Consider the following 22360-nt stretch of genomic DNA (forward strand, 5'->3'; position numbering starts at 1 on the left):
ATAAGGTTTAAGAGCCCATAAGGTCAAGGTCCTGAAAAAGCCCGGCAAACGCCATCCCTGCGTAGCACCATGGACACCATGCGTATCCAGGTGACCCGGACCGGCGGCCTCGCGGGCAACGTCCGCCGCGCGGAGCTCGACACCACCGCGCGGACGGACGCCCCGCACGTGCACGCGCTCGCCCGCGAGGCCGTCGCGGGCGGGCTGCGGGCACCCTCCTACGGGGTCCCGGACGGCTTCCACTACGAGATCACCGTCGACGGCCGGACGGTGCACTGCGCCGACCCGAAGCTCACCGAGTCACAACGGGAGCTGGTCTCGCTGGTGATGCGCGAGGGCGCGTAGCACTCACCCGCGGCACCGGGCGTGCGCGGCCCGGCCGGCGGGCCGCCGGGCTCAGATCCAGCCGTCCAACGAGGCCAGGAAGCCCGCGAGGTCGTCGCGGTGGATGGTGTGCCCGGCGCCGCCCACCGTCCGCACCTCGTAGCCGGCGGCACGCAGCCGCTCCGCGTCCTCCGGACCGATCAGGGCACTCCGGTCGGCGAGTTGGACGAGCGAGGGGACGGCCGGAGCGCCGGGCAGGCCGGCCGCCTCCCGGTACCCGGAGAGCGCGATCGCGCTGTCGCTGTCCCAGAGCGCGAGGGTGGCCAGCTCGACCTCCACGTCGGCCTCCTCCCAGCGCGGGCTGATCGCGGTGATCTGCTCCCGGGTGGCCCGCTTGAACCGGGTGAAGACGGCCGGGTCGAAGGTGCTCGGCTGGGCGAACTTCCAGGCCGGGTCGGAGTAGACCACCCGGGCGAGCTTCAGCCGCTCCACCGCGCCCAGCAGGGCCAGCCCGCCGAGCGAGTGGCCGATGGCGAGTTCGGCGCCGATCGGCAGGGTGTCGACCAGGTCCTGGGCGTACTGCCCCGGGCCGTAGCGCTCCAGCGGGGTGGCGCCCCCGCCGCGCGGGCTCGCGCCGTGGCCGCGCAGATCGACGGCGATCACCCGGTAGCCGTACTCGGCCAGGGCCGGACCGACCCGGCGCCAGGTGCGGTGGTCGGACATGATCCCGTGCACCAACAGGGCGGTCCTGTCACCGGAGCCCCACTCGTGGGTGTTCAGCTGCATCCCTCGGAAACCTCTCTGCTCGGCCGTCCGGGCCGTCGGCCGGCACCGTCGCGCCCGCGCGCCGGTCCGGTCTGCCCGCCCCAGCGAACACCCGGACCGGGCGGAGGGCCAGAGCACCGGCCGCGACACCGGCCCGCGCACCGGCCCCGCGCACCGCGGCGGGACACGCACGGGGCCCGCCCGGACGCGGTCGTCCGGACGGGCCCTGGGCGGTGCGGGCGGGCTCAGAAGCCCAGCTTGCGCAGCTGCTTCGGGTCGCGCTGCCAGTCCTTGGCCACCTTGACGTGCAGGTCCAGGTAGACCGGCGTGCCGAGCAGCGCCTCGATGTGCTTGCGGGCGGTGGTGCCGACGTGCTTCAGCCGGGCACCCTTGGCCCCGATCACGATGGCCTTCTGGCTCTGCCGCTCGATGTAGACGTTGGCGTGGATGTCCAGCAGCGGGCGGTCCGCCGGGCGGTCCTCGCGCGGGATCATCTCCTCGACGACGACCGCCAGCGAGTGCGGCAGCTCGTCCCGGACACCCTCCAGAGCCGCCTCCCGGATCAGCTCGGCGACCATGATCAGCTCGGGCTCGTCGGTGAGGTCGCCGTCCGGGTAGAGCGGCATGCCCTCCGGGAGCAGCTTGGTGATCAGCTCGGCGACCAGCTCGACCTGCTTGTCGCCGACGGCCGAGACCGGGATGATCTCGGCCCACTCGATGCCCAGCTCGGCACCGAGCTGGTGGACGGCGATCAGCTGCTCGGCCAGCCGCTTGGAGTCGACCAGGTCGGTCTTGGTGACGATGGCCACCTTGGGGGTCTTCTTGACGTCGGCGAGTTCCTTGGCGATGAACTTGTCGCCGGGGCCGAGCTTCTGGTCGGCGGGCAGGCAGAAGCCGATCACGTCGACCTCGGCCCAGGTGGAGCGGACCAGGTCGTTCAGCCGCTCGCCGAGCAGGGTGCGCGGCTTGTGCAGCCCCGGGGTGTCGACCAGCACGAGCTGGGCGTCCGGGCGGTGCACGATGCCGCGCACGGTGTGCCGGGTGGTCTGCGGACGGTCGGAGGTGATCGCGACCTTCGTCCCCACCAGGGCGTTGGTCAGGGTCGACTTGCCCGCGTTGGGCCGGCCGACGAAGCACGCGAAGCCGGAGCGGTACGAGGAGGAAGGGGCACTCATGGGCCCCATTCTCCCTGATCACCGGGAGCCCGGCGGACAGGCCGCCCCCGTCAGCCCTTTTTGCCGCCCAGAACGGCGGAGATCCCGCTGATCAGAACGATCAGGAGGAAGGCGACCGAGCCCCATAGCCAGAACGGCGATCCGGTCTCCTGCCACTTGCCCATCCCCATGACGCCCAGCAGCAGGCCCGCGAAGAACGCGAACGGCCCCATGTCCCCAGCCCCCTCACCGCCATCTGTACCGGTGAGATTATCTGCGGATCCTGGAGGGCCGGGCGCCCGGGTTCCCCCGAGCGCCCCGAGCGGCCCCAGCGGGCCTCAGCGGGCCTCAGCGGGCCTCAGCGGGCCTCGGCCGCGACCTTCAGCGTCCCGTCCGGCCCGGCGAGCAGCACCGGCGTCCCGGCCCCGCCGAGGTCCCGCACCGCGGCCAGATCGGCCTCGGCGGGCTCCCCGGCCTCGCTCACCACGGCCGCCGCCTCCAGCGACCGCGCGCCGCTGGCCACCGCCATCGCCACCGCCGTCTGCAGCGCGCTGAGCCGCAGCGACTCCAGCGCGACCGTGCCGGCCACATAGGTGCGCCCGGTCTCGTCGCGCACCGCGGCCCCCTCCGCGACGCCGTTGCGGGCACGCGCGGAGCGGGCCAGGGTGATGATCTTCTTGTCTTCGGGGTCGAGCTCGACGATGTCACTCATGGCGCCGAGCATAGGACGCGCCGCTCACCGGCCGCCCACGCCCTCCGCCGCGGCCACCGCGGCCGGCCTCAGTGGCCGATCGGGTTGGGCGGTCCCGGCCGCATGACCTTGACGAAGGTCTTCGGCCCGTTCGGCAGCGGCTCCTCGTCCGCGGCCCGCTTGCGCCAGTACGGGTTGTCGTGCGGCAGGTGGCTGCTGACCCTGCCGTACATCCCGAAGGTCGTCACGACCACCCCGAAGACGAACGCGAACAGCACGTTGGACATCCGGAAGTTGAGGATGTTGGCGTCCGGCCGGCCGAGCACCGCCAGACCGTAGAAACCGGAGAGCACGAAGAGGATGCCCACCGCCATGTTGAGGTTGGCGGCGAAGTTCCCGCCGATGACGGCACCGCCGACGAGGATCACGCCCACCACGATGGAGAGGATCGCGAGCGCCCCGTTGCTCGACAGTCCGACGACGTCACTGCCCCTGGTGGACAGGAAACCCGGATGGTCCGCCAGCCCGAGGATCCCGAACACGATCAGGAACACCCCGCCGAGCCCGGCCCCGATCCGCCAGACCAGGAGCAACCGGTGGTCGACGGGCAGTTCGTCTTGCAGCTTCATGGTGACCTCCACCATGGGACGTCGAACGGCCTTCCTTCACGCTACTCCGGTCGCGGAGCGGCGCACGGCCCGGCTGAGGGGGCGGTACCCCCGCGTGTGCCTAGCTGTAGGGGTGGCTCCCCTCCATGTGCGGCACCTCGTGCATGTACAGCGAGCCGCACTGCTGGCAGCAGCGCAGCCCGGTGCCCCACTCCTCGTCCGGCCGGGTCTCGGCATCGGTGTCCATCGTCCGGCCGCACAGGGCCGTCGTCGGATCCGCGGCCCGGACGACGTGCCAGGACTTCGCCCCGGCCGACCGTCCCTGCGGGCCGTACTCCGCACGCAGTAGATGAGTCATGACGCCATCGTCGCCCCGCGGGCGGCCGAACGCTACTCGCCGGACTCCCGGAGGGCCTCGGCCGAGGCCCGGACCGGGATGGCGACCATCGAGCCGATCCGGTTGCGGCGCCCCGCCGAGCTCTCGGCGGTCAGCCGGATCGCGGTGAGACCGGTGGCCGCGTCCTCGGGCAGCGGGATCTCGCAGGACGAGCCCGGGATCGGCACCCGGCCGAGGTGCTTGGCGAGCAGGCCGCCGACGGTCTCGACGTCCTCGTCCTCCAGCTCGATCCCGAACAGTTCGCCGAGGTCCTCGACCAGCAGCCGGGCGGTGATCCGGTACGAGCCGTCGCCGAGGTCCTCGACCGGCGCGATCTCCCGGTCGTACTCGTCGGTGATCTCACCGACGATCTCCTCCAGGATGTCCTCGATGGTGACCAGACCGGCGGTGCCGCCGTACTCGTCGATCACGATCGCCACGTGCGAGCGGCGCTGCTGCATCTCGCGCAGCAGATCGCCGGCCGGCTTGGAGTCCGGGACGAAGACGGCCGGCCGCATCACCGCGCCGACCTCCTCGGACTCGGCCTCCCGGTTGATGTGGGTGCGCCGCACCAGGTCCTTGAGGTAGACGATGCCCACCACGTCGTCCTCGTTGTCACCGACCACCGGGATGCGCGAGAAGCCGGAACGCAGCGCCAGGGTGAGCGCCTGACGGACGGTCTTGTGCCGCTCGATCATCACCAGGTCGGTGCGCGGCACCATCACCTCGCGGACGATGGTGTCGCCCAGCTCGAAGACCGAGTGCACCATCCGGCGCTCCTCGTCCTCGATCAGGTCGTCCTTCTCCGCGAGGTCGACCAGGGCCCGCAGCTCCGCCTCGGAGGCGAACGGCCCCTCGCGGTAGCCCTTGCCCGGGGTCAGCGCGTTGCCGAGCAGGATCAGCAGCCGCGGCAGCGGGCCGAGCACGCCGGCCAGCGGCAGCAGCACGAAGGAGGCCGCGGTGGCGGTGGTCAGCGGGTGCTGGCGCCCGATCGTGCGCGGCGAGACGCCGACCGCCACGAAGGACACCAGCACCATCACGCCGAACGCCAGCAGCACGGCCTGCCAGGTGGAGTCCAGGCTGCGCACGCAGACCACGGTGACCAGGACGGCCGCCGCCATCTCGCTGGCCACCCGGATCAGGGTGGCCAGGTTGAGGTAGCGGATCGGGTCGGAGGCCAGTGCCAGCAGCCGGGCCGAGCCCCGCCGGCCGGCCCGGACGGCCTCCTCCGCGCGGAACCGGGAGACCCGGGAGATACCCGCCTCGGCGCATGCCGCCAGCCAGCCGAGGACGACCAGCAGCACGGCGCCGACGATGAAGCTCGTACTCTCACCACTCACAGGGTTCGGGCTCCGCGCTCAGTGGGTGGTGGGGGCCGGGGAGATCCCGCCCAGGCCGCGGCCGGCCCGCCAGCCGTCCAGAATGGCCTTCTGGAGGCCGAACATCTCCTCCTCCTCGTCCGGCTCCTCGTGGTCGTAGCCGAGCACGTGGAGCACCCCGTGGACGGTCAGCAGCTGCAGCTCCTCGTCCATCGAGTGCTTGGACGGGGCGTCCTTGCCCTGCTGCTCGGCCACCTCGGGGCAGAGCACGATGTCGCCGAGCAGCCCCTGCGGCAGCTCCTCGCCCTCCTTGCCGGGACGCAGCTCGTCCATCGGGAAGGACATCACGTCGGTCGGGCCGGGGAGGTCCATCCACTGGATGTGCAGCTCCTCCATCGCCGCACCGTCCACCAGGATCACGGACAGTTCTGACTGCGGGTGGATCCGCATCTTGTCCAGCGCGTAGCGGGCGACGTCGAGGATGGACTCCTCGTCGGCGTCCCAACCGGACTCATTGGCGATGTCGATCGACATGACGGGCTGGTTACTCAGCTTTCGGTGCGATGGGACTGTCGGGGTGCGCGTGGTTCGGTCGTCTTGCCGGGGCGCCGCTGGCCGGGCTTGCGGGCCGGCGGAGCGTTCTCCTCGCCCTCCTGCCGGGCGTCCCAGCGCTCGTAGGCCTCCACGATCCGGCCGACCAGCTTGTGGCGGACCACGTCGGTGCTGGTGAGGACGGAGAAGTGGATGTCGGGCACGTCGGCCAGGATCTCCTGGACGACCTTGAGGCCGCTGCGGGTGCCGCCCGGGAGGTCGATCTGGCTGGTGTCGCCGGTGACGACCACCCGGGAGTTGAACCCGAGGCGGGTGAGGAACATCTTCATCTGCTCGGGCGAGGTGTTCTGGGCCTCGTCGAGGATGATGAAGGCGTCATTGAGGGTCCGGCCGCGCATGTAGGCGAGCGGGGCGACCTCGATGGTGCCGGCCGCCATCAGACGCGGGATGGAGTCCGGGTCCATCATGTCGTGCAACGCGTCGTAGAGCGGGCGCAGGTACGGGTCGATCTTGTCGAAGAGGGTGCCGGGCAGGAAGCCCAGCCGCTCCCCCGCCTCGACGGCCGGACGGGTCAGGATGATCCGGTTGACCTCCTTGGCCTGGAGGGCCTGGACGGCCTTGGCCATCGCGAGGTAGGTCTTGCCGGTACCGGCCGGGCCGAGGCCGAAGACGATGGTGTGCTTGTCGATCGCGTCGACGTAGCGCTGCTGGTTGAGGGTCTTGGGGCGGATGGTGCGGCCCCGGTTGGACAGGATGTTCGCGGTGAACACCTGGGACGGGGCCGGGCTGTCCGGGTCGTCGGCGCTGCTCCGGAGCATGGCGATGGAGCGCTCCACGGCGTCCTCCGTCAGGGGTTGGCCGGCGCGCAGCACCAGCATCATCTCGCTGAAGAGCTCCTGGACGAGGGCGACCTCGGCGCGCTCCCCGGTGGCGGTCACCTCGTTGCCGCGGACGTGGATGTCGGCGGCGGGGAAGCCCCGCTCGATCACCCGCAGCAGCGAGTCCGCGGTGCCGAGCAGGGTGACCATCGGGTGCTTCTCGGGGATGACGATCCGGGCGCTGGTGCGGCCCTCGTCGGCCGGTTCGGGACGCGACTGGCCGTTCGTACGGGTCTGCGATGTGTCACTCATAGGTCGGCGCTGGGGCCTGCCTCATCCCATCCGTGGTCTCGTGGTGCCGCTCGGTCCTTCCGGGGCACCAGGGTACGCCGCGAGCGTGATCGCCGCGGCGGGCGGCCGGGCCGCACCCGACGATGCTCCGGCAGATCGCGGGGCGGCGCGAACGGTTTTCCGCGCGGCCCCGGCGGGCCGCGCCGCGCTCACGGACGCCGTCGGGGCGGCACGGGCACCCGGGCGAGGTCCTCGGCCAGTACGACGGTGCCGTCGAAGTGCTTGCGGGCGTCGGCGAGGTGCTGGCCGAGGTCCGGGTAGCGCTGCGAGAAGTGGGTCAGCACGAGGGTGCCCGCGCCGGCCTCGGCGGCGACCTTGCCGGCCTGGCCGGCGGTGAGGTGGCCGTGCTCCTCGGCGAGCCGGGAGTCGGCGTCGGCGAAGGTGGACTCGATGACCAGCAGGTCGGCGCCCTCGGCGAGTTCGTGGACGCCCTCGCAGAGCCGGGTGTCCATCACGAAGGCGAACCGCTGGCCGCGCCGGTACTCGCTGACCTGGTCGAGGGTGACCGGCCCGCCCTCCGTCTCGATCGCGCCCCGGTGCTGGAGCCGGCCGACGTCCGGTCCGGCGATGCCCAGCGCGGCCAGCCGCTCGGGCACCAGCCGGCGGCCGTCGGGCTCGGTGAGCCGGTAGCCGAAGGACTCGACGGGGTGCGAGAGCCGGACGGCGTCCAGCGCGAAGCGGGCCCCGGGCGCGGGCAGCGGGCCGGACTCCTCGATCGGACGGGGGCGCAGCACGGCCGTCTCGTGGTACGCGGTGGCGTGCCGCAGCCGTTCGAAGTAGACCTCCCCGGAGGCCGGGAAGTAGACGTCCACCGGGTGCGGGACGCGGTCCAGGTTGATCCGCTGGATCACCCCGGCGAGGCCGAGGCTGTGGTCGCCGTGGAAGTGGGTGACCGCGATCCGGGTGATCTGGGTGGCCGAGACCCCGGCGTGCAGCATCTGGCGCTGGGTGCCCTCGCCGGGGTCGAACAGCAGGCCCTCGCCGTCCCAGCGCAGCAGGTAGCCGTTGTGGTTGCGGTGCCGGGTCGGTACCTGGCTGGCCGTGCCGAGGACGACGAGTTCGCGCTGTGACACGTCGCTCAGACCATGCGCTCGTTCATCGGCATCCCGCCGAGCACGTGGACGTGGGCGTGGAAGACGGTCTGGCCCGCGCCCGCGCCGGTGTTGAAGATCAGCCGGTAGTCGTCGAGGCCCTCGTCCCTGGCGACCTCGCCGGCCTCGGCGAGGAGCTCGCCGGCGATCCGCGGCTCGGCGGCGGCCAGCGCGGCCGCGTTCGGGTAGTGCGCGTGCGGGATCACCAGGACGTGGGTCGGAGCCTTCGGGGCGATGTCCCGGAAGGCGAGCACACGCTCGGTCTTGCGCACCACGGTGGCCGGGATCTCGCCCGCCACGATCTTGCAGAACAGGCAGTCGGACTGCGGCTCGCCGGCCATCGGGGTCTCCTCGCGGTGTCGCACGGTGTCGGTCGGGGCGTACCGCCGCATGCTAGCCGAGCCGCCCGGTCGCCTGCTGGTACTCACGCAGGTGCTTCCACCGGACCACGCGGACCCCGACGGCCGTCCCCTCCGACTCCGGATCCTCCGTCAGCAGACCGACCACCACGATGACGTAGCCGAGCAGCCAGCGCTTGGTGAGCCGCCAGGTGTGCGGGCGGCTGCCGTCCTTGCGGCGGATCACCCGGGTGGCCAGGACGCCCTTGCCCAGGCTGAAGCCGGTGAGGCGGGCGAGCAGCACCTGGTTGGCGAAGGAGACCCCGAAGAAGACGCCGACCAGGGTGGCGAAGTACACGCCGGCCGGGCCGGCCGGGCCGCTCGCCGCCTTGGCGGCGGCGAAGCCGGCGGCGAGGGCCGACACGCCGTCGAGGGTGGCGGCGAGGAACCTCCGGACGCTGCCGGCCTCCGCCGGCCGCGGCACCTGCTGGGCGTACGGCTGCTGGGCGTACGGCTGCTGGGGGTAGGGCTGCTGGGGGTAGGGCTGCTGGGGGTGGCCCTGCGGCGGGTACGGCTGCGGCGGGTACGGGCCGGGGGCGTGCGGGTAGGGCTGCGGCGGCGGGTACTGGCCGTAGGGCTGCTGCCCGTACGGCTGCGGCGGTTGGCCCTGCTGCGGGTAGCCCTGCTGCGGATACGGTTGCCCGGCGGGTCGGTAGCCCTGCGCCATGTCGATTCCCCCGTGGATCTTGATCGAGAACAGGCCACGCATCCTAGGACACGCCGCGGCGGCGCCGACGGCGACGCGGTGCCCCCGTGGTCCGGGGACACCGCGTCGTGGAGCACTTCAGGGGTACCGGCTCAGGGGTACTGCCTCAGGGGTACCCGGGGGTACGTCAGGGGAAGACGATGTCCGACTGCCCCACGTACGACCGGCTGAGGTGGAACTTGGCCTCGGACGGCCGGTAGACGCCGAACGTGGTGCGGCCCACGCCGCTCCAGTCGCCGACGACCGGCAGATCGCCCGCCGCGCCGTAGGAGGCCGTGGAGACGGAGCCGTCGTCGTGGCGCAGCGCGAAGAGGTTGGCGCCGCCCGCACCGGCGGAGGCCCGGAAGACGCCCATCTGGGTGTGCCCGACGCCGTCCCAGTCCCCCACCACGGGCAGGTCGCCGGGGCCGCCGAAGTACGCGGCGGTGTAGCTGCCGTCGTCGTGCCGCACCACGAACTGCCCCGTGCCCGGTCGGTAGACCGCCAGCTGGGCGTGTCCGTTGTGGTCCCAGTTCCCGGGGACGGGGATGTCACCCGGCCGGCCCATCGCGACCGCCGTCACGGTTTCGTCCACGTGCCGCAGCGCGAAGGTGTTCGAATCGGGCCGGTAGATGCCGGGCTGGTCGTACCCGACCCGCTCCCAGTCGCCCGCGACCGGGATGTCACCGGCCTGGCCGAAGCGGAAGCTGTTCTTCTGGGCACCCGGGGTGTTGGTGTTGAGGAGGTTCCACAGGCCTTCGTTGAAGTACCCCACCGCCGCGCCCTGCTGCCCGGCGCCCCACCGGCCGGCGATCGGGGTGGCCACCGAGACCGCCTGCGCCGCCGACGCCGAACGGCCGTGGTCGTCGGTCACCGTCACCGTGACGGTGTACGTCCCGGGCTTGGCGAAGAAGTGGCGGACGGAGGGGACGGAGGGCGCGACCACGGAGGGCGCGGTGCCGTCGCCGAAGTCGTAGCGGTACGAGGCCACCGGCCAGGGGCTGACGGTCCCGGGGGCGTAGGCCGTCACGTCCAGGCCGGAGCCGCCGGAGCCCGCCCAGACCTGGATCCTGGGCTGGATCGGCCCGACCTTGGCCCCGACGTACGAGGTCGCGGTCCTGGTCAGGCCCAGGGCGTCGGTCGCGGTCAGGGTGGCCTGGTAGGTGCCCTCGGCGTAGTCGTGCTTCACCGGGAAGGTGACCGGACTGACCGGGGCACTGCCGTCGCCGAAGTCGAGGGTGGTGGTCGCGGCGGCCCAGGTCGACTCGACCCGCCCGTCGAACACGAAGGTCAGCGGCTGCCCGGCGGGCTGCTGGGTCTGCGACAGCGACGCGGCGAGCGGGTCCTGCTCCTCGACGGCGCCGCGGTCGTGGTAGCCGGCACCCGTACCGGTGTTGGCCACCAGCGGGTTGTCGACCCGCGGGCGGGCGAGGAGGTCGGTGCCGAGTGCGCCGGGGGCGCCGGCGTCGGCCGAGTCGACGGCCGGCGAGTTGGGCTTGCGCAGGTCCTCCCGGGAGGCCGTGAGGTCGTGCGCGCCCTGCCCGGTGCCCTGCCGGAACTGCCCGACCGTGGCGTAGCCCTGGCCCGCCCAGCTGTACGGCGCGGCCGTCCCGGTGGTGACCAGGTTGTAGTCCGCCGTCGTCCCGGCCGTCGACGCCGCGGACACCGCCAGATCGCCCGGGGCGGTGGAGGCGCAGTGGCCCCACGCCGGGGAGCCGTGCTCGTCCTGGTCCAGCACGTTGTTGCGCAGGGTGGTGCCGGTCGAGGCCCCGGCCAGCTCGATCATCGGCCCGCACACACCCGCCACGGTGTTGCCGGTCACGACCGAGTCCGGCGCGTCGGCGAGCACCACGCCCTGGCCGGCATTGCCATCGATCTCATTGGTCGTCAGGACGGTTCGGAGGCCGCCCTCGACCCGGACACCGGCCGCGTGCGAACTGGTCACCGAACTGCGGCTCAAGGTGACGTCGCTGCTGGCGCCGGTGATCCGGACGCCCGGGTACCCGGCGCCCTCGCCGCCCGAACTGAAGATGACCAGCCGGTCGAGGGTGACCCGCTGGGAGTCGGTCACCAGGGCCCCCTCCTGCCAGGACTGCCCGAACAGGTTGCCGAGCACCACGTCGTGGACCCCGGTCAGGGACACCAGGTGCGGCAGGGTGCCGTACGGGCTGAGGGTCGTCACGTCCTCGTCGCCCGGCACGTAGGGCTTGCCGAGGATCGTGATCGGCGCGGAGGGGGTGCCCGAGCGGGTCAGCTGGATGCCCTCCTGGTAGCTGCCTCCGGCGATGTGGACGGTCTGCCCCGGCAGCACGACGGCGGTCGCGGCCGCGATCGTGCAGTAGGGCGTCGCCTTGCTCCCCGCGCTGCCGGAGGTGTTCGAGCAGGCGGCGGCGGTCTTGTCGACGTACAGGTCGGTGACGTCGGCACGGGCGGTGCCGGCCGACGCGCCGGCCCCGATGACGGAGAGCCCGAGAAGGGCGGCGACGGGTATGCGTGCTCTGCGCACGGTGGTTCCCCCTGGATGACTGCTGACATGGCCGAAATCGGCGGACCATACCTTCCAGCGATCATGAAGGGCTGTCAACTTCCTTCTCCCCGCCGCTGCGGCCGGGCCCGCCCGGGAAAGCGCTGGTCCCGGGCGGGCGCGGCCGTCGCGGCTACACCGGCGGCAGCTCCGGCGGGGTCTTGGCCGGGGTCTCGGCCAGCGTGGCCAGGGCGATCCGGACGCCCTCGGCGAGCTGGGGGTCCTCCCCCGCGGCCCACTGGTGGGGCGCGACCGGCACCTCGACGTCCGGGTCGACGCCGTGGTTCTCCACGCCCCAGCCGTACCCCTCCAGCCAGAACGCGTACTTGGGCTGGGTCACCAGGGTGCCGTCCACCAGGCTGTACCTGCTGTCGATGCCGATCACACCACCCCACGTCCGGGTGCCGACCACCGGGCCGAGCTTCAGCGCCTGGATGGCGGCGTTGACGATGTCACCGTCCGAACCGGAGAACTCGTCGGCCAGCGCCACGATCGGCCCGCGCGGCGCGTCACCGGGGTAGGGCACCGGGTTGGCGAGGTCCCGGGCGACGTTCCAGCCGATGATCCGCCGGGCCAGCTTCTCGATCACCAGCTGCGAGGTGTGACCGCCGCGGTTCTCCCGGATGTCGACGATCACGCCCTCCCGGGCCATCTCCGACCGCAGGTCGCGGTGGATCTGGGCCCAGCCGGAGCTCTGCATGTCGGGGATGTGCAGGTAGCCGAGCCGCCCGCCGGACAGCTCGCGGACGGCGGCCCGCCGGCCGGCCACCCAGTCGTGGTAGCGCAGCGGCTCGTCGTCGGCGAGCGGGACGACCACCGGGTGCCGCCGGTCGGTGCCGTCCTTACCGGCCACCGTCAGCTCGACCGGCTGCCCGGCGGTGCCGGCCAGCAGCGGGGCCGGACCGGCCACCGGGTCCACCGGGCGGCCGTTGACGGCCAGGACGGCGTCGCCCGGGCGGACGGCGGCGCCCGGCGCGGCCAGCGGCGAGCGGGCCCGCGGGTCGGAGGACTCGCCGGGCAGGATCCGGGCGATCCGCCAGACCTCGCCGTCCTTCACCAGGTCGGCGCCGAGCTTGCCCTGCCGGCGGGCGGCGTCGACGTGCGCGCCGTAGGGCGCCACGTAGGCGTGCGAGGTGCCCAGCTCGCCGTGCACCTCCCAGAGCAGGTCGACCAGGTCGTCGTGCGAGCCGAGCCGCTCCACCAGCGGCCGGTAGCGGTCCAGGACGGCGGCCCACGGCACGCCGCCGAGGTCGGCCCGCCAGAAGTTGTCACGCATCAGGCGGCCGTTCTCGTCGTACATCTGGCGCCACTCGGCGGCCGGGTCGACGGTCACCCGCAGCCGGTCGAGGTCGACCTCGGCCTCGTCGTCCTCGCCGGCCGCCTTGTGGTCGGCCGGGACGATCCGCAGCTCGCCCTCGTCCAGTACGGCGACCCGGGTGCCGTCGCCGCTGACCTCGAACGCGTCCAGACCGTCGACCAGTTGCTCGGCCCGGCGCTTGCGCAGGTCGAAGCGCTCCAGCGTGGGGCGGGCCGGGTCGGCCTCCGGCGAGGCCGCGTCGTCACCGAGTTCGCCCGTCAGCGGGATCCTGGTCCACAGCACGCCGTCCTTGGCGGCCGCCAGCTCGCCGAACCGGCCGCCCTCGACCGGGAAGGGGACGATGCGGTCGGCGATCCCGTCCAGGTCGACCCGGGTGGCGGGCAGGGCGTCGGCCGTGCCCTCCTCGCCGTCCGCCTTCTTGCCCTTGGGCTCGTCCTCCTCGCCGCCGACCGGGCGGCCGGACCGCCGCGGCCCGAACGGGGAGGGCGTGTCGGCGGCCAGGGTGACCAGGTAGGGGCGGCAGCCGTTGGGGAACGACAGGTCGAAGACGTGCGAGTCGTAGACCGGGTCGAAGTTGCGCACCGACAGGAAGGCCAGGTGGCGGCCGTCGGAGGTGAAGGCCGGCGAGGTGTCGATGAAGCGCGCCGGGGTGACCTCGCCGACCGTGCGGGTGGCCAGGTTGGCCAGCACGATCTGGCGCAGCGACCAGGCCCCGAAGCCGGGGCACGGCCGCGACCAGGCCAGCCAGGCGGAGTCCGGGCTGAACGCCAGCCCGCTGACCTCGCCGTCGGTGCTGCGGGCCAGCTCGTGCACGGTGCCGTCGGCGAGCGTGACCAGGAGCACCCGGCCGTCGTGCGCGCCGACCGCCGCCTGCTTGCCGTCCGGCGAGACGGCCAGCGCGCGGACCCGGCCCAGCTGCCCGGCGGCCAGCCGGCGCCGCTCGTCGCCCGGCACGGCGGGGGCGTACTCGATCGCGTCGTCGCCCTCGGCGTCGGTCACCCAGAGCACGCCCTGCGCGCCGTCCTCGCCGGGCACCACCCGGGCCCGCCGGGCGCGCACGCCCGGCGTCTCGTCCAGCACCCGGGCCGGGCCCTCCCGGTGCGGCAGCCAGTGCACGCTGCCGCGCACCACGACGGCGCCGGCCCGGCCGGTGCGGTCGGGGACGGCGGTCTCCAGCCAGTGCGCGGCCGGTACCGGGCGGGGCCGCCGGCCGGAGCGGGGGCCGGAGGGCCGGACGTCCAGCCGGCGCGGCTCGGCGCCGTCGAGGTCGTCCAGCAGCCAGAGGTCGCCCGCCCGGTGCCAGATCACCCGGGTGCCGTCGGTGGTGGCGCCGCGGGCGTAGAAGCCGTCCTCGGAGGTGGTGTGGCGGCGCAGGCCGCTGCCGTCGGGGAGGCTGGAGTAGAGCTCGCCGACGCCCTCGTGGTCGGCGAGGAAGGCGATCCGGGAACCGCCGGGCGCGCCGACCCAGAGCGGTGACTCGATGTGCCCGTTCAACTCCTCGTGGACCCGGGTGAACTCCTCCTCGCCGATCCAGAGCTTGCCGACCCGGCCGCCCCGGTAGCGCTTCCACCGGGCGGGCTCCGCGCCGGCCGCCGAGAGCAGCAGCACGCGGTCACCGCCCGGCTCCGGGGCCAGCCCGCCGATCGGCCCGTACGGCAGCCGCCGCGGCTCGCCGCCGTCCAGCGGCACCGCGTGCGCCCAGGTGCGGCGCAGGGTGGCCTGCCCGGCCGAGGTGGTGGCGATCGGGCGGCCGTCGGCCGTCCAGCCCTGCAGCTGCGTCTGGTCGCTGCCCCAGTACGTCAGCCGGCGGGACGGTCCGCCGTCCACCGGCGCGACGTACACCTCGGGTACGCCGTCCCGGGTCGAGACGAAGGCGATGTGCCGCCCGTCCGGTGAGAAGCGCGGCCGGCGGACCGGGACGTGATCGGCCGTCAGCCGCCAGGACCGGCCGCCGTCCCGCGGGGCGAGCCAGACATCGTTCTCCGCGACGAAGGTGATCAGGTCACCGTGCAGGTGCGGGTGGCGCAGGTACGCGCCGGCAGGGGTGCTCGGGGATTCGCTCACAGCGGCACCCTACGCACCGGCCGGGGCGGCGCGCCCCGGTTTCCCGCAGCGCGCCCCCTATGAGGGACGAACGGGCACCCGGCGCCGTCGGCGGAGCCGGTGCCCGGCCCCGCCCACCGGCCGGGCGAACGGCCCGTCGGGGACGAACGGACGCTCAGCCCCACCGGCCGGTGCGGCCCAGCAGCAGGGCGCCGGCGGCCACCCCGGCGGTCGAGGTGCGCAGCACCGAGGGCCCGAGCCGGTACGGCCGGGCGCCGGCCTCGGCGAAGGCGGCCAGCTCCTCCGGGGAGACCCCGCCCTCGGGCCCGACCACCAGCACGATGTCCCCGCCGCCGGGCAGCGCGGCGCCGGCCAGCGGCTCGGCGCCGTCCTCGTGCAGCACCGCGGCGAGCGCGGCACCGGCCAGGACGGGCGCCAGCTGCCGGGTGGTCGCGAGTTCGCGGACCTCGGGGAAGCGCAGCCGGCGGGACTGCTTGCCCGCCTCGCGGGCGGTGGCCCGCCACTTGGCGAGCGCCTTGGCGCCGCGCTCGCCCTTCCACTGGGTGATGCAGCGGGAGGCGGCCCACGGGATCACCACGTCCACGCCGACCTCGGTCATGGTCTCCACCGCCAGTTCGCCGCGGTCGCCCTTGGGCAGCGCCTGGACGACGACGATCCGCGGCGCCGGCCCGGCCTCCCGGCGGACCGCGGTCACCGTCACCTCGACGGCGTCCTTGCCGTGGACGGCCGTGACGGTGCCGTCGGCGCCGAGGCCGAGCCCGTCGGCCAGGGTCACCGCCTCGCCCGGCTCCAGCCGCTTCACGGCGGCGGCGTGCCGCCCCTCCGGGCCGTCCAGCCGGACCACCGCGCCGGGGGCGGCGGAGGCGAGCTGCGCGGTCTCGACGACGAACACGGGCGCGGTCATGGCGGTTCCTGGGAAGTCGGGGGTACGGGCGGGGGAACGACGGCGCCCGGTGACCCGCCGGGGGGCGGGATCACCGGGCGCCGGTGCGGTCAGCGGCCGTTGAAGGCGTCCTTCAGCCGGGAGAACAGCCCCTGCTGGCCGGGCGCGAACTGGCCGGAGGGCCGCTCCTCGCCGCGCAGCACCGCGAGACGGCGCAGCAGCTCCTCCTGCTCGGGTTCGAGCTTGGTGGGCGTCTGCACCTCGACATGCACTATCAGGTCGCCGCGGCCGCCGCCGCGCAGATGGGTGATGCCGCGGCCGTGCAGCGGGATCGACTGGCCGGACTGGGTGCCGGGCCGGATGTCGACCTCCTCCAGCCCGTCCAGGGTCTGCAGTGGCACCTGGGTGCCGAGCGAGGCGGCCGTCATCGGGATGGTGACCGTGCAGTGCAGGTCGTCGCCGCGGCGCTGGAAGGTCGGGTGGTTGCTCTCGGCGATCTCGACGTAGAGGTCACCGGCGGGGCCGCCGCCGGGGCCGACCTCGCCCTCGCCGGCCAGCTGGATCCGGGTGCCGTTGTCGACACCGGCCGGGATCTTGACGGTCAGGGTGCGGCGGGCCCGCACGCGGCCGTCGCCGGCGCACTCCGGGCACGGGGTCGGCACGACGGTGCCGAAGCCCTGGCACTGCGGGCAGGGCCGGGAGGTCATGACCTGGCCCAGGAAGGACCGGGTGACCTGGGAGACCTCGCCCTTGCCGCGACACATGTCACAGGTCTGCGCGGAGGTGCCGGGAGCGGCCCCCTCGCCGCTGCACGTGGTGCAGGTGACGGCGGTGTCGACCTGGAGTTCCTTGGTGGTGCCGAACGCGGCCTCCTCCAGGGTGATCTCCAGCCGGATCATGGCGTCCTGGCCGCGCCGGGTGCGCGAGCGCGGGCCGCGCTGACCGGCGGCCGCGCCGAAGAACGCGTCCATGATGTCGGAGAAGCCGAACCCGGCCGCGCCCGCGCCGAAGCCGCCCGCGCCGCCGCCGTTGGGCGAGAGGGGATCCCCGCCGAGGTCGTAGACCTGCCGCTTCTGCGGGTCGGAGAGGACCTCGTAGGCGGCGTTGATCTCCTTGAACCGCTCCTGCGTCTTCGGGTCCGGGTTGACGTCCGGGTGCAGTTCGCGTGCCAGGCGCCGGAACGCCTTCTTGATCTCGTCCTGCCCCGCATCCCGTCGGACGCCGAGTACCGCGTAGTAGTCCGTGGCCACCAAATGCTCCGCTTGTTCCGCCTGTAGAAGTGCTTGCGACTGGTACCGGTGTCACGCGTGTGACGCCGGTCGTTCCCTACGACTCGGCCAGGATCTGACCCACGTACCGTGCCACCGCTCGCACCGCCCCCATTGTGCCCGGATAGTCCATCCGGGTCGGACCGATCACACCCAGTTTGGCCACGCTCTCGTCGCCCGAACCGTAACCGACGGAGACGACGGAGGTGGAATTGAGCCCTTCGTACGCGTTCTCGCGGCCGATCCGGACCGTCATCCCGGCGTCGGCGGTCTCACCCAGGAGGCGGAGCAGGACGACCTGCTCCTCCAGCGCTTCCAGCACCGGCTGGATGGTGAGCGGGAAGTCGTGGCCGAAGCGGGTCAGGTTGGCCGTGCCGGCCAGCATGATCCGCTCCTCGTTCTGCTCGGCGAGCGCCTCGAAGAGCGTCGCCAGGACGACGGTGACGGCCGGCCGGTCCGCCGCCTCGAACATCGCCGGGAGCTCGTCCAGCAGCCCCGGCACCTCGGGCAGCCGCACCCCGACGGCCCGTGTGTTGATCCTGGCACGGAGGTCCGCGAGGACCACTTCGCCGACCGCGCCCGGGCAGTCGACCATCCGCTGCTCGACCCGGCCGGTGTTGGTGATCAGGACCAGCATCACCTTGGCCGGGGCCAGCGCGACCAACTCGATGTGGCGCACCGTGGACCGGGAGAGCGAGGGGTACTGGACCACCGCGACCTGCCGGGTGAGCTGGGCGAGCAGCCGGACCGTGCGGGCGACCACGTCGTCCAGGTCCACCGCGCCGTCCAGGAAGTGCCGGATCGCCCGCCGCTCGGGCGCGCTCATCGGCTTGACCTCGGCGAGCCGGTCGACGAAGAGGCGGTACCCCTTGTCGGTGGGGATCCGCCCGGCGCTGGTGTGCGGCTGGTGGATGAAGCCGTCCTCCTCCAGCGCGGCCATGTCGTTGCGGACGGTGGCCGGGGAGACCCCGAGGTTGTGCCGTTCGACGAGAGCCTTGGAGCCGACCGGCTCCTCGGTGCCCACGTAGTCCTGGACGATGGCGCGGAGCACGGCGAGCTTGCGTTCGTCGAGCTGGCGGATCTCACCGGCCATGGGGCACGCACCTCCCTCTTCGCACGTTGTCCGTTGTGACATGTCCGTTCCGGCATGTTCCGGGCCGCTCTGGGCGGACCCGCGGCTTTGGCACTCTGAACAGACGAGTGCCAGAACCGTACCTGCCAGTGTAAGGCCCGGGTCCGACGGCAGGAACGGCCCCGCCGGGGTGATCCTGCCCGCACTCCGCGGCACGCGGGTGATGCCGTCGGACCGGCCGGGTGGCAGCATCGATAGCGAACGGCGAACGGAGGACCAGCGATGTCGACCTCGGGCCAGCACACCCGCTTCGCACCGGACCGCGGCCTGACCGGCCGGATGGTCGGGACGATGTTCGTGATCGGACTGCTGTACGTCGGTTTCACCGGCCTGCTGATCGCGCTGCTGCGCGGCGCCTGGCCACTGATCGTGCTGATCTCCGGCGGGCTGTTCGTGGCCCAGTTCTGGTTCAGCGACAAGATCACCGAACGGGCGATGGGCGCCCACCGGGTCACCCCGGAGCAGTACCCCCAGCTGCACGGCACCGTGGACCGGCTCTGCGCGCTCGCCGACATGCCCAAACCGCGGGTGGCGGTCGCCGACAACGACATGCCCAACGCCTTCGCGACCGGCCGGAACCCGCAGAACGCGGTGGTCTGCGTCACCACCGGCCTGCTGCGGCGGCTGGAGCCGGAGGAACTGGAGGGCGTGCTGGCGCACGAGCTGTCGCACGTGGCCCACCGGGACGTCGCGGTGATGACCATCGCCGGGTTCCTCGGGGTGCTGGCCGGGGCGATGACCCGGATCGCGATGTACGGCGGCTTCATGGGCGGCGCCCGGAACAGCAACGACTCCAATGCCGCGCTCGCCGCACTGGTCATCCCGCTGGTGTCGATCGTGGTGTACGCGCTCAGCTTCCTGCTGACCCGGCTGCTCTCCCGCTACCGGGAGCTGGCCGCCGACCGGGCGGCCGCCCAGCTCACCGGCCGGCCCAGCGCGCTGGCCTCGGCGCTGACCAAGGTGACCGGCCAGATCGCCGCGATCCCGACCAAGGACCTGCGCCAGGCGCAGGCCTACAACGCCTTCTACTTCGCCCCGGCGCTGAGTGCCCGGGACGCCGCCTCGCAGCTGTTCTCCACCCACCCGTCGCTGGAGAAGCGGCTGGAGCAGCTGGCGAGGATCTCCACCCAGCTCGGCCACTGAGCCGCCGCACGAGCCCCGGAGGGGACCGCCGTGGGAATCCTGGACACGCTGTTCGGCCGCACCAAGCCGGTCAAACCCGATCTCGACCAGTTGTTCGGCGTGCCGTCGGCCGCGCTGACCCTGGAGGCGGCGGCCGGCTTCCGGCCGACCGGCGTCGGGTCGGTCTGCTTCGCCTCCGTGGAGGGCGGGGCCTTCGTCGAGGTCGAGCGGCAGGTCCGGGCGCTGCTGGACGCCGACACCGAGCGCGGCGGCGTCCCGGTGGAGGCCTCCAAGGACGCGTACGGCTACTCCTGGCTGCTCGCCCGGCACACGCCCGAGGAGCTGCCGGAGCTGGTCAACGACCTGCACGCGGTCAACAGCGAGCTGGAGGCCAACGGGTTCGGGCCGCAGCTGCTCTGCTCGCTGGTGGCCTTCCGCAGTGCCGAGGAGCAGCCGCTGGCGCTGGTCTACCTCTACAAGCGCGGGACGTTCTACCCGTTCGCGCCGGTGCCGGGCGGCGGGGAGAAGCGCAACAGCCCGCTGGAACTGCAGGTCAACGCCATGCTGGGGAACGACCTGCGGCTGGAGAAGGACCTCACCCGCTGGTTCCCGGTCTGGGGCGCGCCAGGTCTGTGACGCCCCGTCGGGCCTGCCTATAGTCACCTGCATGCGCAGCCGCGAGTACGGACCCGACCTCACCCCGCCGTGGAAGCGGCAGCAGCCGGTGCCCGAGGTGCCCGCCGACCGGGACCTCGTGGTCGAGGAGGCCGCGACCGGCTTCTGCGGCGCGGTGGTGCGCTGCGAGAGGACCGCCGAGGGGTTCACCGTCACCCTGGAGGACCGGTTCGGCAAGCACCGGGTCTTCCCACTGGCCCCGCGCGGCTTCCTGCTCGACGGGAAGGCGGTCACCCTGGTGCGGCCCGCCGCCGCCGCGCCGGCGCCCTCCCGCGCCCCGGGCCGGACGGCCTCCGGCTCGGTCGCCGTCCCCGGCGCCCGGGCCCGGGTGGCCCGGGAGTCGCGGATCTACGTCGAGGGGCGGCACGACGCCGAGCTGGTCGAACGGGTCTGGGGTGACGACCTGCGGATCGAGGGCGTGGTCGTCGAGTACCTGGAGGGCATCGACGACCTGCCCGCGATCGTCGCCGACTTCGCCCCCGGCCCCGGGCGCCGGCTCGGCGTCCTGGTCGACCACCTGCTCCCCGGCACCAAGGAGCACCGGATCGCCGCCCGGGTCACCGGGACCGCGGTGCTGGTCGTCGGCCACCCGTACATCGACATCTGGCAGGCCGTGAAGCCCGCCCCGGTCGGCGTCCCCGGCTGGCCGGACGTCCCGTACGGCGAGGACTGGAAGGAGGGCGTCTGCCGCCGCCTCGGCTGGCCGGTGGACACCCCGGCCGCCTGGAAGCGGATCCTCGCCTCGGTCGACTCCTACAAGGACCTGGAGCCCGCGCTGCTGGCCAAGGTGGAGGAACTGATCGACTTCGTGACGACGGAGGAGTGACTACACGTAGGTCCGGAAGTCCGACGTGTCCGGCCCCGCCGTCATGACGATTTCCCCCCTGATGAGTTCGGCCTTGAAACCCTCCGGAACCTCCCGGTTCTCGAAGATCCCGGTCATCCGATCATCGATGGCGGTCATCGCACGCTTCCTCCGACGGCTGACACCCACGGTAACGAATGTCAGTCCACCAGGTCGCGCACGACCGCGTCGGCCAGCAGGCGGCCCGGGAGGGTGAGGGTGGCGCGGCCCTCGGCGTAGGTGGCGGCGTCCAGCAGGCCCTCGCCGAGGGCCCGCTCGGCGGCCTTCAGGCCGGCCCCGGCGAGGAGGGTGAGCGGGATGCCCTCGGCGAGGCGCAGTTCGAGCAGGATCCGCTCGACCCGGCGGTCCTCGTCGGTGAGCAGTTCGCGGCCCTGGGCCGGGGTGCGGTGCTCGGCGAGGGCGCGGGCGTAGCCGGCCGGGTGCTTGGCGTTCCACCAGCGGACGCCGCCGACGTGGCTGTGCGCGCCGGGGCCGGCCCCCCACCAGTCGCCGCCGGTCCAGTAGAGCTCGTTGTGGCGGCAGCGGCCCTCGGGGGTGGTGGACCAGTTGGAGACCTCGTACCAGGAGTAGCCGGCGGCGGCGAGCGCCTCCTCGGCGATCAGGTAGCGGTCGGCGTGCACATCGTCGTCGATCATCGGCAGCTCGCCGCGCTTGACCCGGGCGGCCAGCTTGGTGCCGTCCTCGACGATCAGCGAGTAGGCCGAGACGTGGTCCGGGCCGGCGCCGATCGCGGCGTCCAGGGAGGCCCGCCAGTCGTCGTCGGACTCGCCGGGGGTGCCGTAGATCAGGTCGAGGTTGACGTGGTCGAAGCCGGCCGCGCGGGCCTCGGCCACGCAGGCCTCCGGGCGGCCCGGGGTGTGGTGGCGGTCGAGCAGCCGCAGCACGTGCGGGCGGGCGCTCTGCATGCCGAAGGAGACCCGGTTGTAGCCGCCCTCGCGCAGTTCGGCGAGGTAGGCCGGGTCGACCGACTCGGGGTTGGCCTCGGTGGTGACCTCGGCGTCGTCGGCGAGCCCGAACTCGTCACGGATCGCCGCCAGCATCTTCACCAGGTCCCGGGCGGGCAGCAGGGTGGGCGTGCCGCCGCCGAGGAAGACGGTCCGCACCGGCAGGTCGGCGGAGCCGAGCACCCGGCGGGCCAGCCGGATCTCGGCGACCACGTTGTCGGCGTACGTCTCCTGGGAGGCGACGGCGCCCGAGGAGCGCAGCTCGGTGGCGGTGTAGGTGTTGAAGTCGCAGTAGCCGCAGCGGCTCGCGCAGTACGGCACGTGCAGGTAGAAGCCGAAGGGCCGCGACCCGAGCCCGGCGAGGGCGTGCGCGGGCAGGGAACCGTCGGACGGCACGGGTTCGCCGTCGGGGAGAGCGGAGGGCATGACCCCA

Annotated in this window: 23 protein-coding genes; 4 read left to right on the plus strand and 19 right to left on the minus strand. The window is 73.3% G+C overall.

Annotated features, from left to right (window positions below):
- Positions 1-78: 78 nt before the first annotated feature.
- Entirely contained in the window at positions 79-345 is a 267-nt protein-coding gene (locus tag ACIQTO_RS18850) for a protealysin inhibitor emfourin (protein WP_402388926.1), read from the plus strand.
- A gap of 51 nt (positions 346-396) precedes the next feature.
- Here ACIQTO_RS18850 and ACIQTO_RS18855 read toward each other — a convergent pair whose 3' ends face one another.
- From ACIQTO_RS18855 to hrcA, 17 genes are all read right to left on the minus strand, one after another.
- Positions 397-1110 carry an alpha/beta fold hydrolase gene (locus ACIQTO_RS18855; RefSeq protein WP_402388929.1) on the minus strand — a complete coding sequence of 238 codons (714 nt, stop codon included), beginning with the start codon at positions 1108-1110 and terminating at the stop codon, positions 397-399.
- Positions 1111-1334: 224 nt separating this feature from the next.
- Positions 1335-2264 carry a GTPase Era gene (era, locus tag ACIQTO_RS18860; protein WP_402388932.1) on the minus strand — a complete coding sequence of 310 codons (930 nt, stop codon included), beginning with the start codon at positions 2262-2264 and terminating at the stop codon, positions 1335-1337.
- A gap of 50 nt (positions 2265-2314) precedes the next feature.
- On the minus strand, positions 2315-2476 hold the full coding sequence (locus ACIQTO_RS18865; protein ID WP_329487576.1) for a hypothetical protein: 162 nt from the start codon (positions 2474-2476) through the stop codon (positions 2315-2317).
- Positions 2477-2601: 125 nt separating this feature from the next.
- Positions 2602-2955 carry a cytidine deaminase gene (locus tag ACIQTO_RS18870; protein ID WP_402388935.1) on the minus strand — a complete coding sequence of 118 codons (354 nt, stop codon included), beginning with the start codon at positions 2953-2955 and terminating at the stop codon, positions 2602-2604.
- Positions 2956-3023: 68 nt separating this feature from the next.
- Complete coding sequence (locus ACIQTO_RS18875; protein ID WP_402388938.1) at positions 3024-3563, minus strand: DUF4383 domain-containing protein; 540 nt, start codon at positions 3561-3563, stop codon at positions 3024-3026.
- 100 nt (positions 3564-3663) lie between these two features.
- Complete coding sequence (locus ACIQTO_RS18880; RefSeq protein ID WP_402388941.1) at positions 3664-3900, minus strand: hypothetical protein; 237 nt, start codon at positions 3898-3900, stop codon at positions 3664-3666.
- Positions 3901-3932: 32 nt separating this feature from the next.
- A complete protein-coding gene (locus ACIQTO_RS18885; protein WP_402388944.1) occupies positions 3933-5258 on the minus strand; it encodes a hemolysin family protein in 1326 nt (441 codons plus the stop codon).
- A gap of 18 nt (positions 5259-5276) precedes the next feature.
- Positions 5277-5771, minus strand: coding sequence for an rRNA maturation RNase YbeY (gene ybeY / locus ACIQTO_RS18890; protein WP_402388947.1), 495 nt, complete (start codon positions 5769-5771; stop codon positions 5277-5279).
- Positions 5772-5785: 14 nt separating this feature from the next.
- Complete coding sequence (locus tag ACIQTO_RS18895; RefSeq protein WP_402388949.1) at positions 5786-6919, minus strand: PhoH family protein; 1134 nt, start codon at positions 6917-6919, stop codon at positions 5786-5788.
- Between the two features lie 188 nt (positions 6920-7107).
- The gene (locus ACIQTO_RS18900) at positions 7108-8031 is read right to left on the minus strand and encodes a ribonuclease Z (protein ID WP_402388952.1); all 924 of its coding nucleotides are present in this window, start codon (positions 8029-8031) and stop codon (positions 7108-7110) included.
- Between the two features lie 5 nt (positions 8032-8036).
- Positions 8037-8390, minus strand: a complete 354-nt coding sequence (locus ACIQTO_RS18905) for a histidine triad nucleotide-binding protein (protein ID WP_329487584.1) — start codon at positions 8388-8390, stop codon at positions 8037-8039.
- A 52-nt stretch (positions 8391-8442) separates the two neighbouring features.
- Positions 8443-9156, minus strand: coding sequence for an RDD family protein (locus ACIQTO_RS18910; protein ID WP_402388956.1), 714 nt, complete (start codon positions 9154-9156; stop codon positions 8443-8445).
- 124 nt (positions 9157-9280) lie between these two features.
- Positions 9281-11638, minus strand: a complete 2358-nt coding sequence (locus ACIQTO_RS18915; RefSeq protein ID WP_402388958.1) for a PKD domain-containing protein — start codon at positions 11636-11638, stop codon at positions 9281-9283.
- 151 nt (positions 11639-11789) lie between these two features.
- Positions 11790-15038: a PDZ domain-containing protein gene (locus ACIQTO_RS18920; protein ID WP_402388961.1), complete on the minus strand. Its 3249-nt coding sequence runs from the start codon at positions 15036-15038 to the stop codon at positions 11790-11792.
- A 154-nt stretch (positions 15039-15192) separates the two neighbouring features.
- The gene (locus ACIQTO_RS18925; protein WP_402388964.1) at positions 15193-15942 is read right to left on the minus strand and encodes a 16S rRNA (uracil(1498)-N(3))-methyltransferase; all 750 of its coding nucleotides are present in this window, start codon (positions 15940-15942) and stop codon (positions 15193-15195) included.
- An 89-nt stretch (positions 15943-16031) separates the two neighbouring features.
- Positions 16032-17171 carry a molecular chaperone DnaJ gene (dnaJ, locus tag ACIQTO_RS18930; RefSeq protein ID WP_402388966.1) on the minus strand — a complete coding sequence of 380 codons (1140 nt, stop codon included), beginning with the start codon at positions 17169-17171 and terminating at the stop codon, positions 16032-16034.
- 76 nt (positions 17172-17247) lie between these two features.
- Complete coding sequence (gene hrcA / locus ACIQTO_RS18935) at positions 17248-18282, minus strand: heat-inducible transcriptional repressor HrcA (RefSeq protein WP_402388969.1); 1035 nt, start codon at positions 18280-18282, stop codon at positions 17248-17250.
- Positions 18283-18543: 261 nt separating this feature from the next.
- On the opposite strand from hrcA, the gene htpX reads away from it, so the two are divergent.
- The 3 genes from htpX to ACIQTO_RS18950 are packed head-to-tail and all read left to right on the plus strand — an operon-like array spanning position 18544 to position 20944.
- Positions 18544-19464: a zinc metalloprotease HtpX gene (htpX, locus tag ACIQTO_RS18940; RefSeq protein WP_402388972.1), complete on the plus strand. Its 921-nt coding sequence runs from the start codon at positions 18544-18546 to the stop codon at positions 19462-19464.
- A 30-nt stretch (positions 19465-19494) separates the two neighbouring features.
- Positions 19495-20079 carry a hypothetical protein gene (locus ACIQTO_RS18945; protein WP_402388975.1) on the plus strand — a complete coding sequence of 195 codons (585 nt, stop codon included), beginning with the start codon at positions 19495-19497 and terminating at the stop codon, positions 20077-20079.
- A 31-nt stretch (positions 20080-20110) separates the two neighbouring features.
- Positions 20111-20944 (plus strand): DUF3097 domain-containing protein, encoded by an 834-nt coding sequence (locus tag ACIQTO_RS18950; RefSeq protein WP_402388977.1) that lies wholly within the window; start codon positions 20111-20113, stop codon positions 20942-20944.
- Here the strand turns inward: ACIQTO_RS18950 and ACIQTO_RS18955 are convergent, their stop codons facing one another.
- Positions 20945-21082: a hypothetical protein gene (locus ACIQTO_RS18955; protein ID WP_402388980.1), complete on the minus strand. Its 138-nt coding sequence runs from the start codon at positions 21080-21082 to the stop codon at positions 20945-20947.
- A gap of 41 nt (positions 21083-21123) precedes the next feature.
- Complete coding sequence (hemW, locus tag ACIQTO_RS18960) at positions 21124-22353, minus strand: radical SAM family heme chaperone HemW (protein ID WP_402388983.1); 1230 nt, start codon at positions 22351-22353, stop codon at positions 21124-21126.
- Between the last annotated feature and the right edge of the window lie 7 nt (positions 22354-22360).

Source organism: Kitasatospora sp. NPDC091207, from assembly GCF_044768625.1.
Taxonomy (GTDB): domain Bacteria; phylum Actinomycetota; class Actinomycetes; order Streptomycetales; family Streptomycetaceae; genus Kitasatospora.

Excerpts from the sequence above, each read along its gene's own strand:
- ACIQTO_RS18870 (WP_402388935.1), bottom strand. The coding sequence starts at position 2,955 with ATGAGTGACATCGTCGAGCTCGACCCCGAAGACAAGAAGATCATCACC.
- htpX (WP_402388972.1), top strand. The coding sequence starts at position 18,544 with ATGTCGACCTCGGGCCAGCACACCCGCTTCGCACCGGACCGCGGCCTG.
- ACIQTO_RS18955 (WP_402388980.1), bottom strand. The coding sequence starts at position 21,082 with ATGACCGCCATCGATGATCGGATGACCGGGATCTTCGAGAACCGGGAG.
- ACIQTO_RS18865 (WP_329487576.1), bottom strand. The coding sequence starts at position 2,476 with ATGGGGCCGTTCGCGTTCTTCGCGGGCCTGCTGCTGGGCGTCATGGGG.
- ACIQTO_RS18850 (WP_402388926.1), top strand. The coding sequence starts at position 79 with ATGCGTATCCAGGTGACCCGGACCGGCGGCCTCGCGGGCAACGTCCGC.
- ACIQTO_RS18950 (WP_402388977.1), top strand. The coding sequence starts at position 20,111 with ATGCGCAGCCGCGAGTACGGACCCGACCTCACCCCGCCGTGGAAGCGG.
- ACIQTO_RS18925 (WP_402388964.1), bottom strand. The coding sequence starts at position 15,942 with ATGACCGCGCCCGTGTTCGTCGTCGAGACCGCGCAGCTCGCCTCCGCC.
- ACIQTO_RS18880 (WP_402388941.1), bottom strand. The coding sequence starts at position 3,900 with ATGACTCATCTACTGCGTGCGGAGTACGGCCCGCAGGGACGGTCGGCC.
- hrcA (WP_402388969.1), bottom strand. The coding sequence starts at position 18,282 with ATGGCCGGTGAGATCCGCCAGCTCGACGAACGCAAGCTCGCCGTGCTC.
- ACIQTO_RS18895 (WP_402388949.1), bottom strand. The coding sequence starts at position 6,919 with ATGAGTGACACATCGCAGACCCGTACGAACGGCCAGTCGCGTCCCGAA.
- hemW (WP_402388983.1), bottom strand. The coding sequence starts at position 22,353 with ATGCCCTCCGCTCTCCCCGACGGCGAACCCGTGCCGTCCGACGGTTCC.
- ybeY (WP_402388947.1), bottom strand. The coding sequence starts at position 5,771 with ATGTCGATCGACATCGCCAATGAGTCCGGTTGGGACGCCGACGAGGAG.
- era (WP_402388932.1), bottom strand. The coding sequence starts at position 2,264 with ATGAGTGCCCCTTCCTCCTCGTACCGCTCCGGCTTCGCGTGCTTCGTC.
- ACIQTO_RS18855 (WP_402388929.1), bottom strand. The coding sequence starts at position 1,110 with ATGCAGCTGAACACCCACGAGTGGGGCTCCGGTGACAGGACCGCCCTG.
- ACIQTO_RS18905 (WP_329487584.1), bottom strand. The coding sequence starts at position 8,390 with ATGGCCGGCGAGCCGCAGTCCGACTGCCTGTTCTGCAAGATCGTGGCG.
- ACIQTO_RS18910 (WP_402388956.1), bottom strand. The coding sequence starts at position 9,156 with ATGCGTGGCCTGTTCTCGATCAAGATCCACGGGGGAATCGACATGGCG.
- ACIQTO_RS18875 (WP_402388938.1), bottom strand. The coding sequence starts at position 3,563 with ATGAAGCTGCAAGACGAACTGCCCGTCGACCACCGGTTGCTCCTGGTC.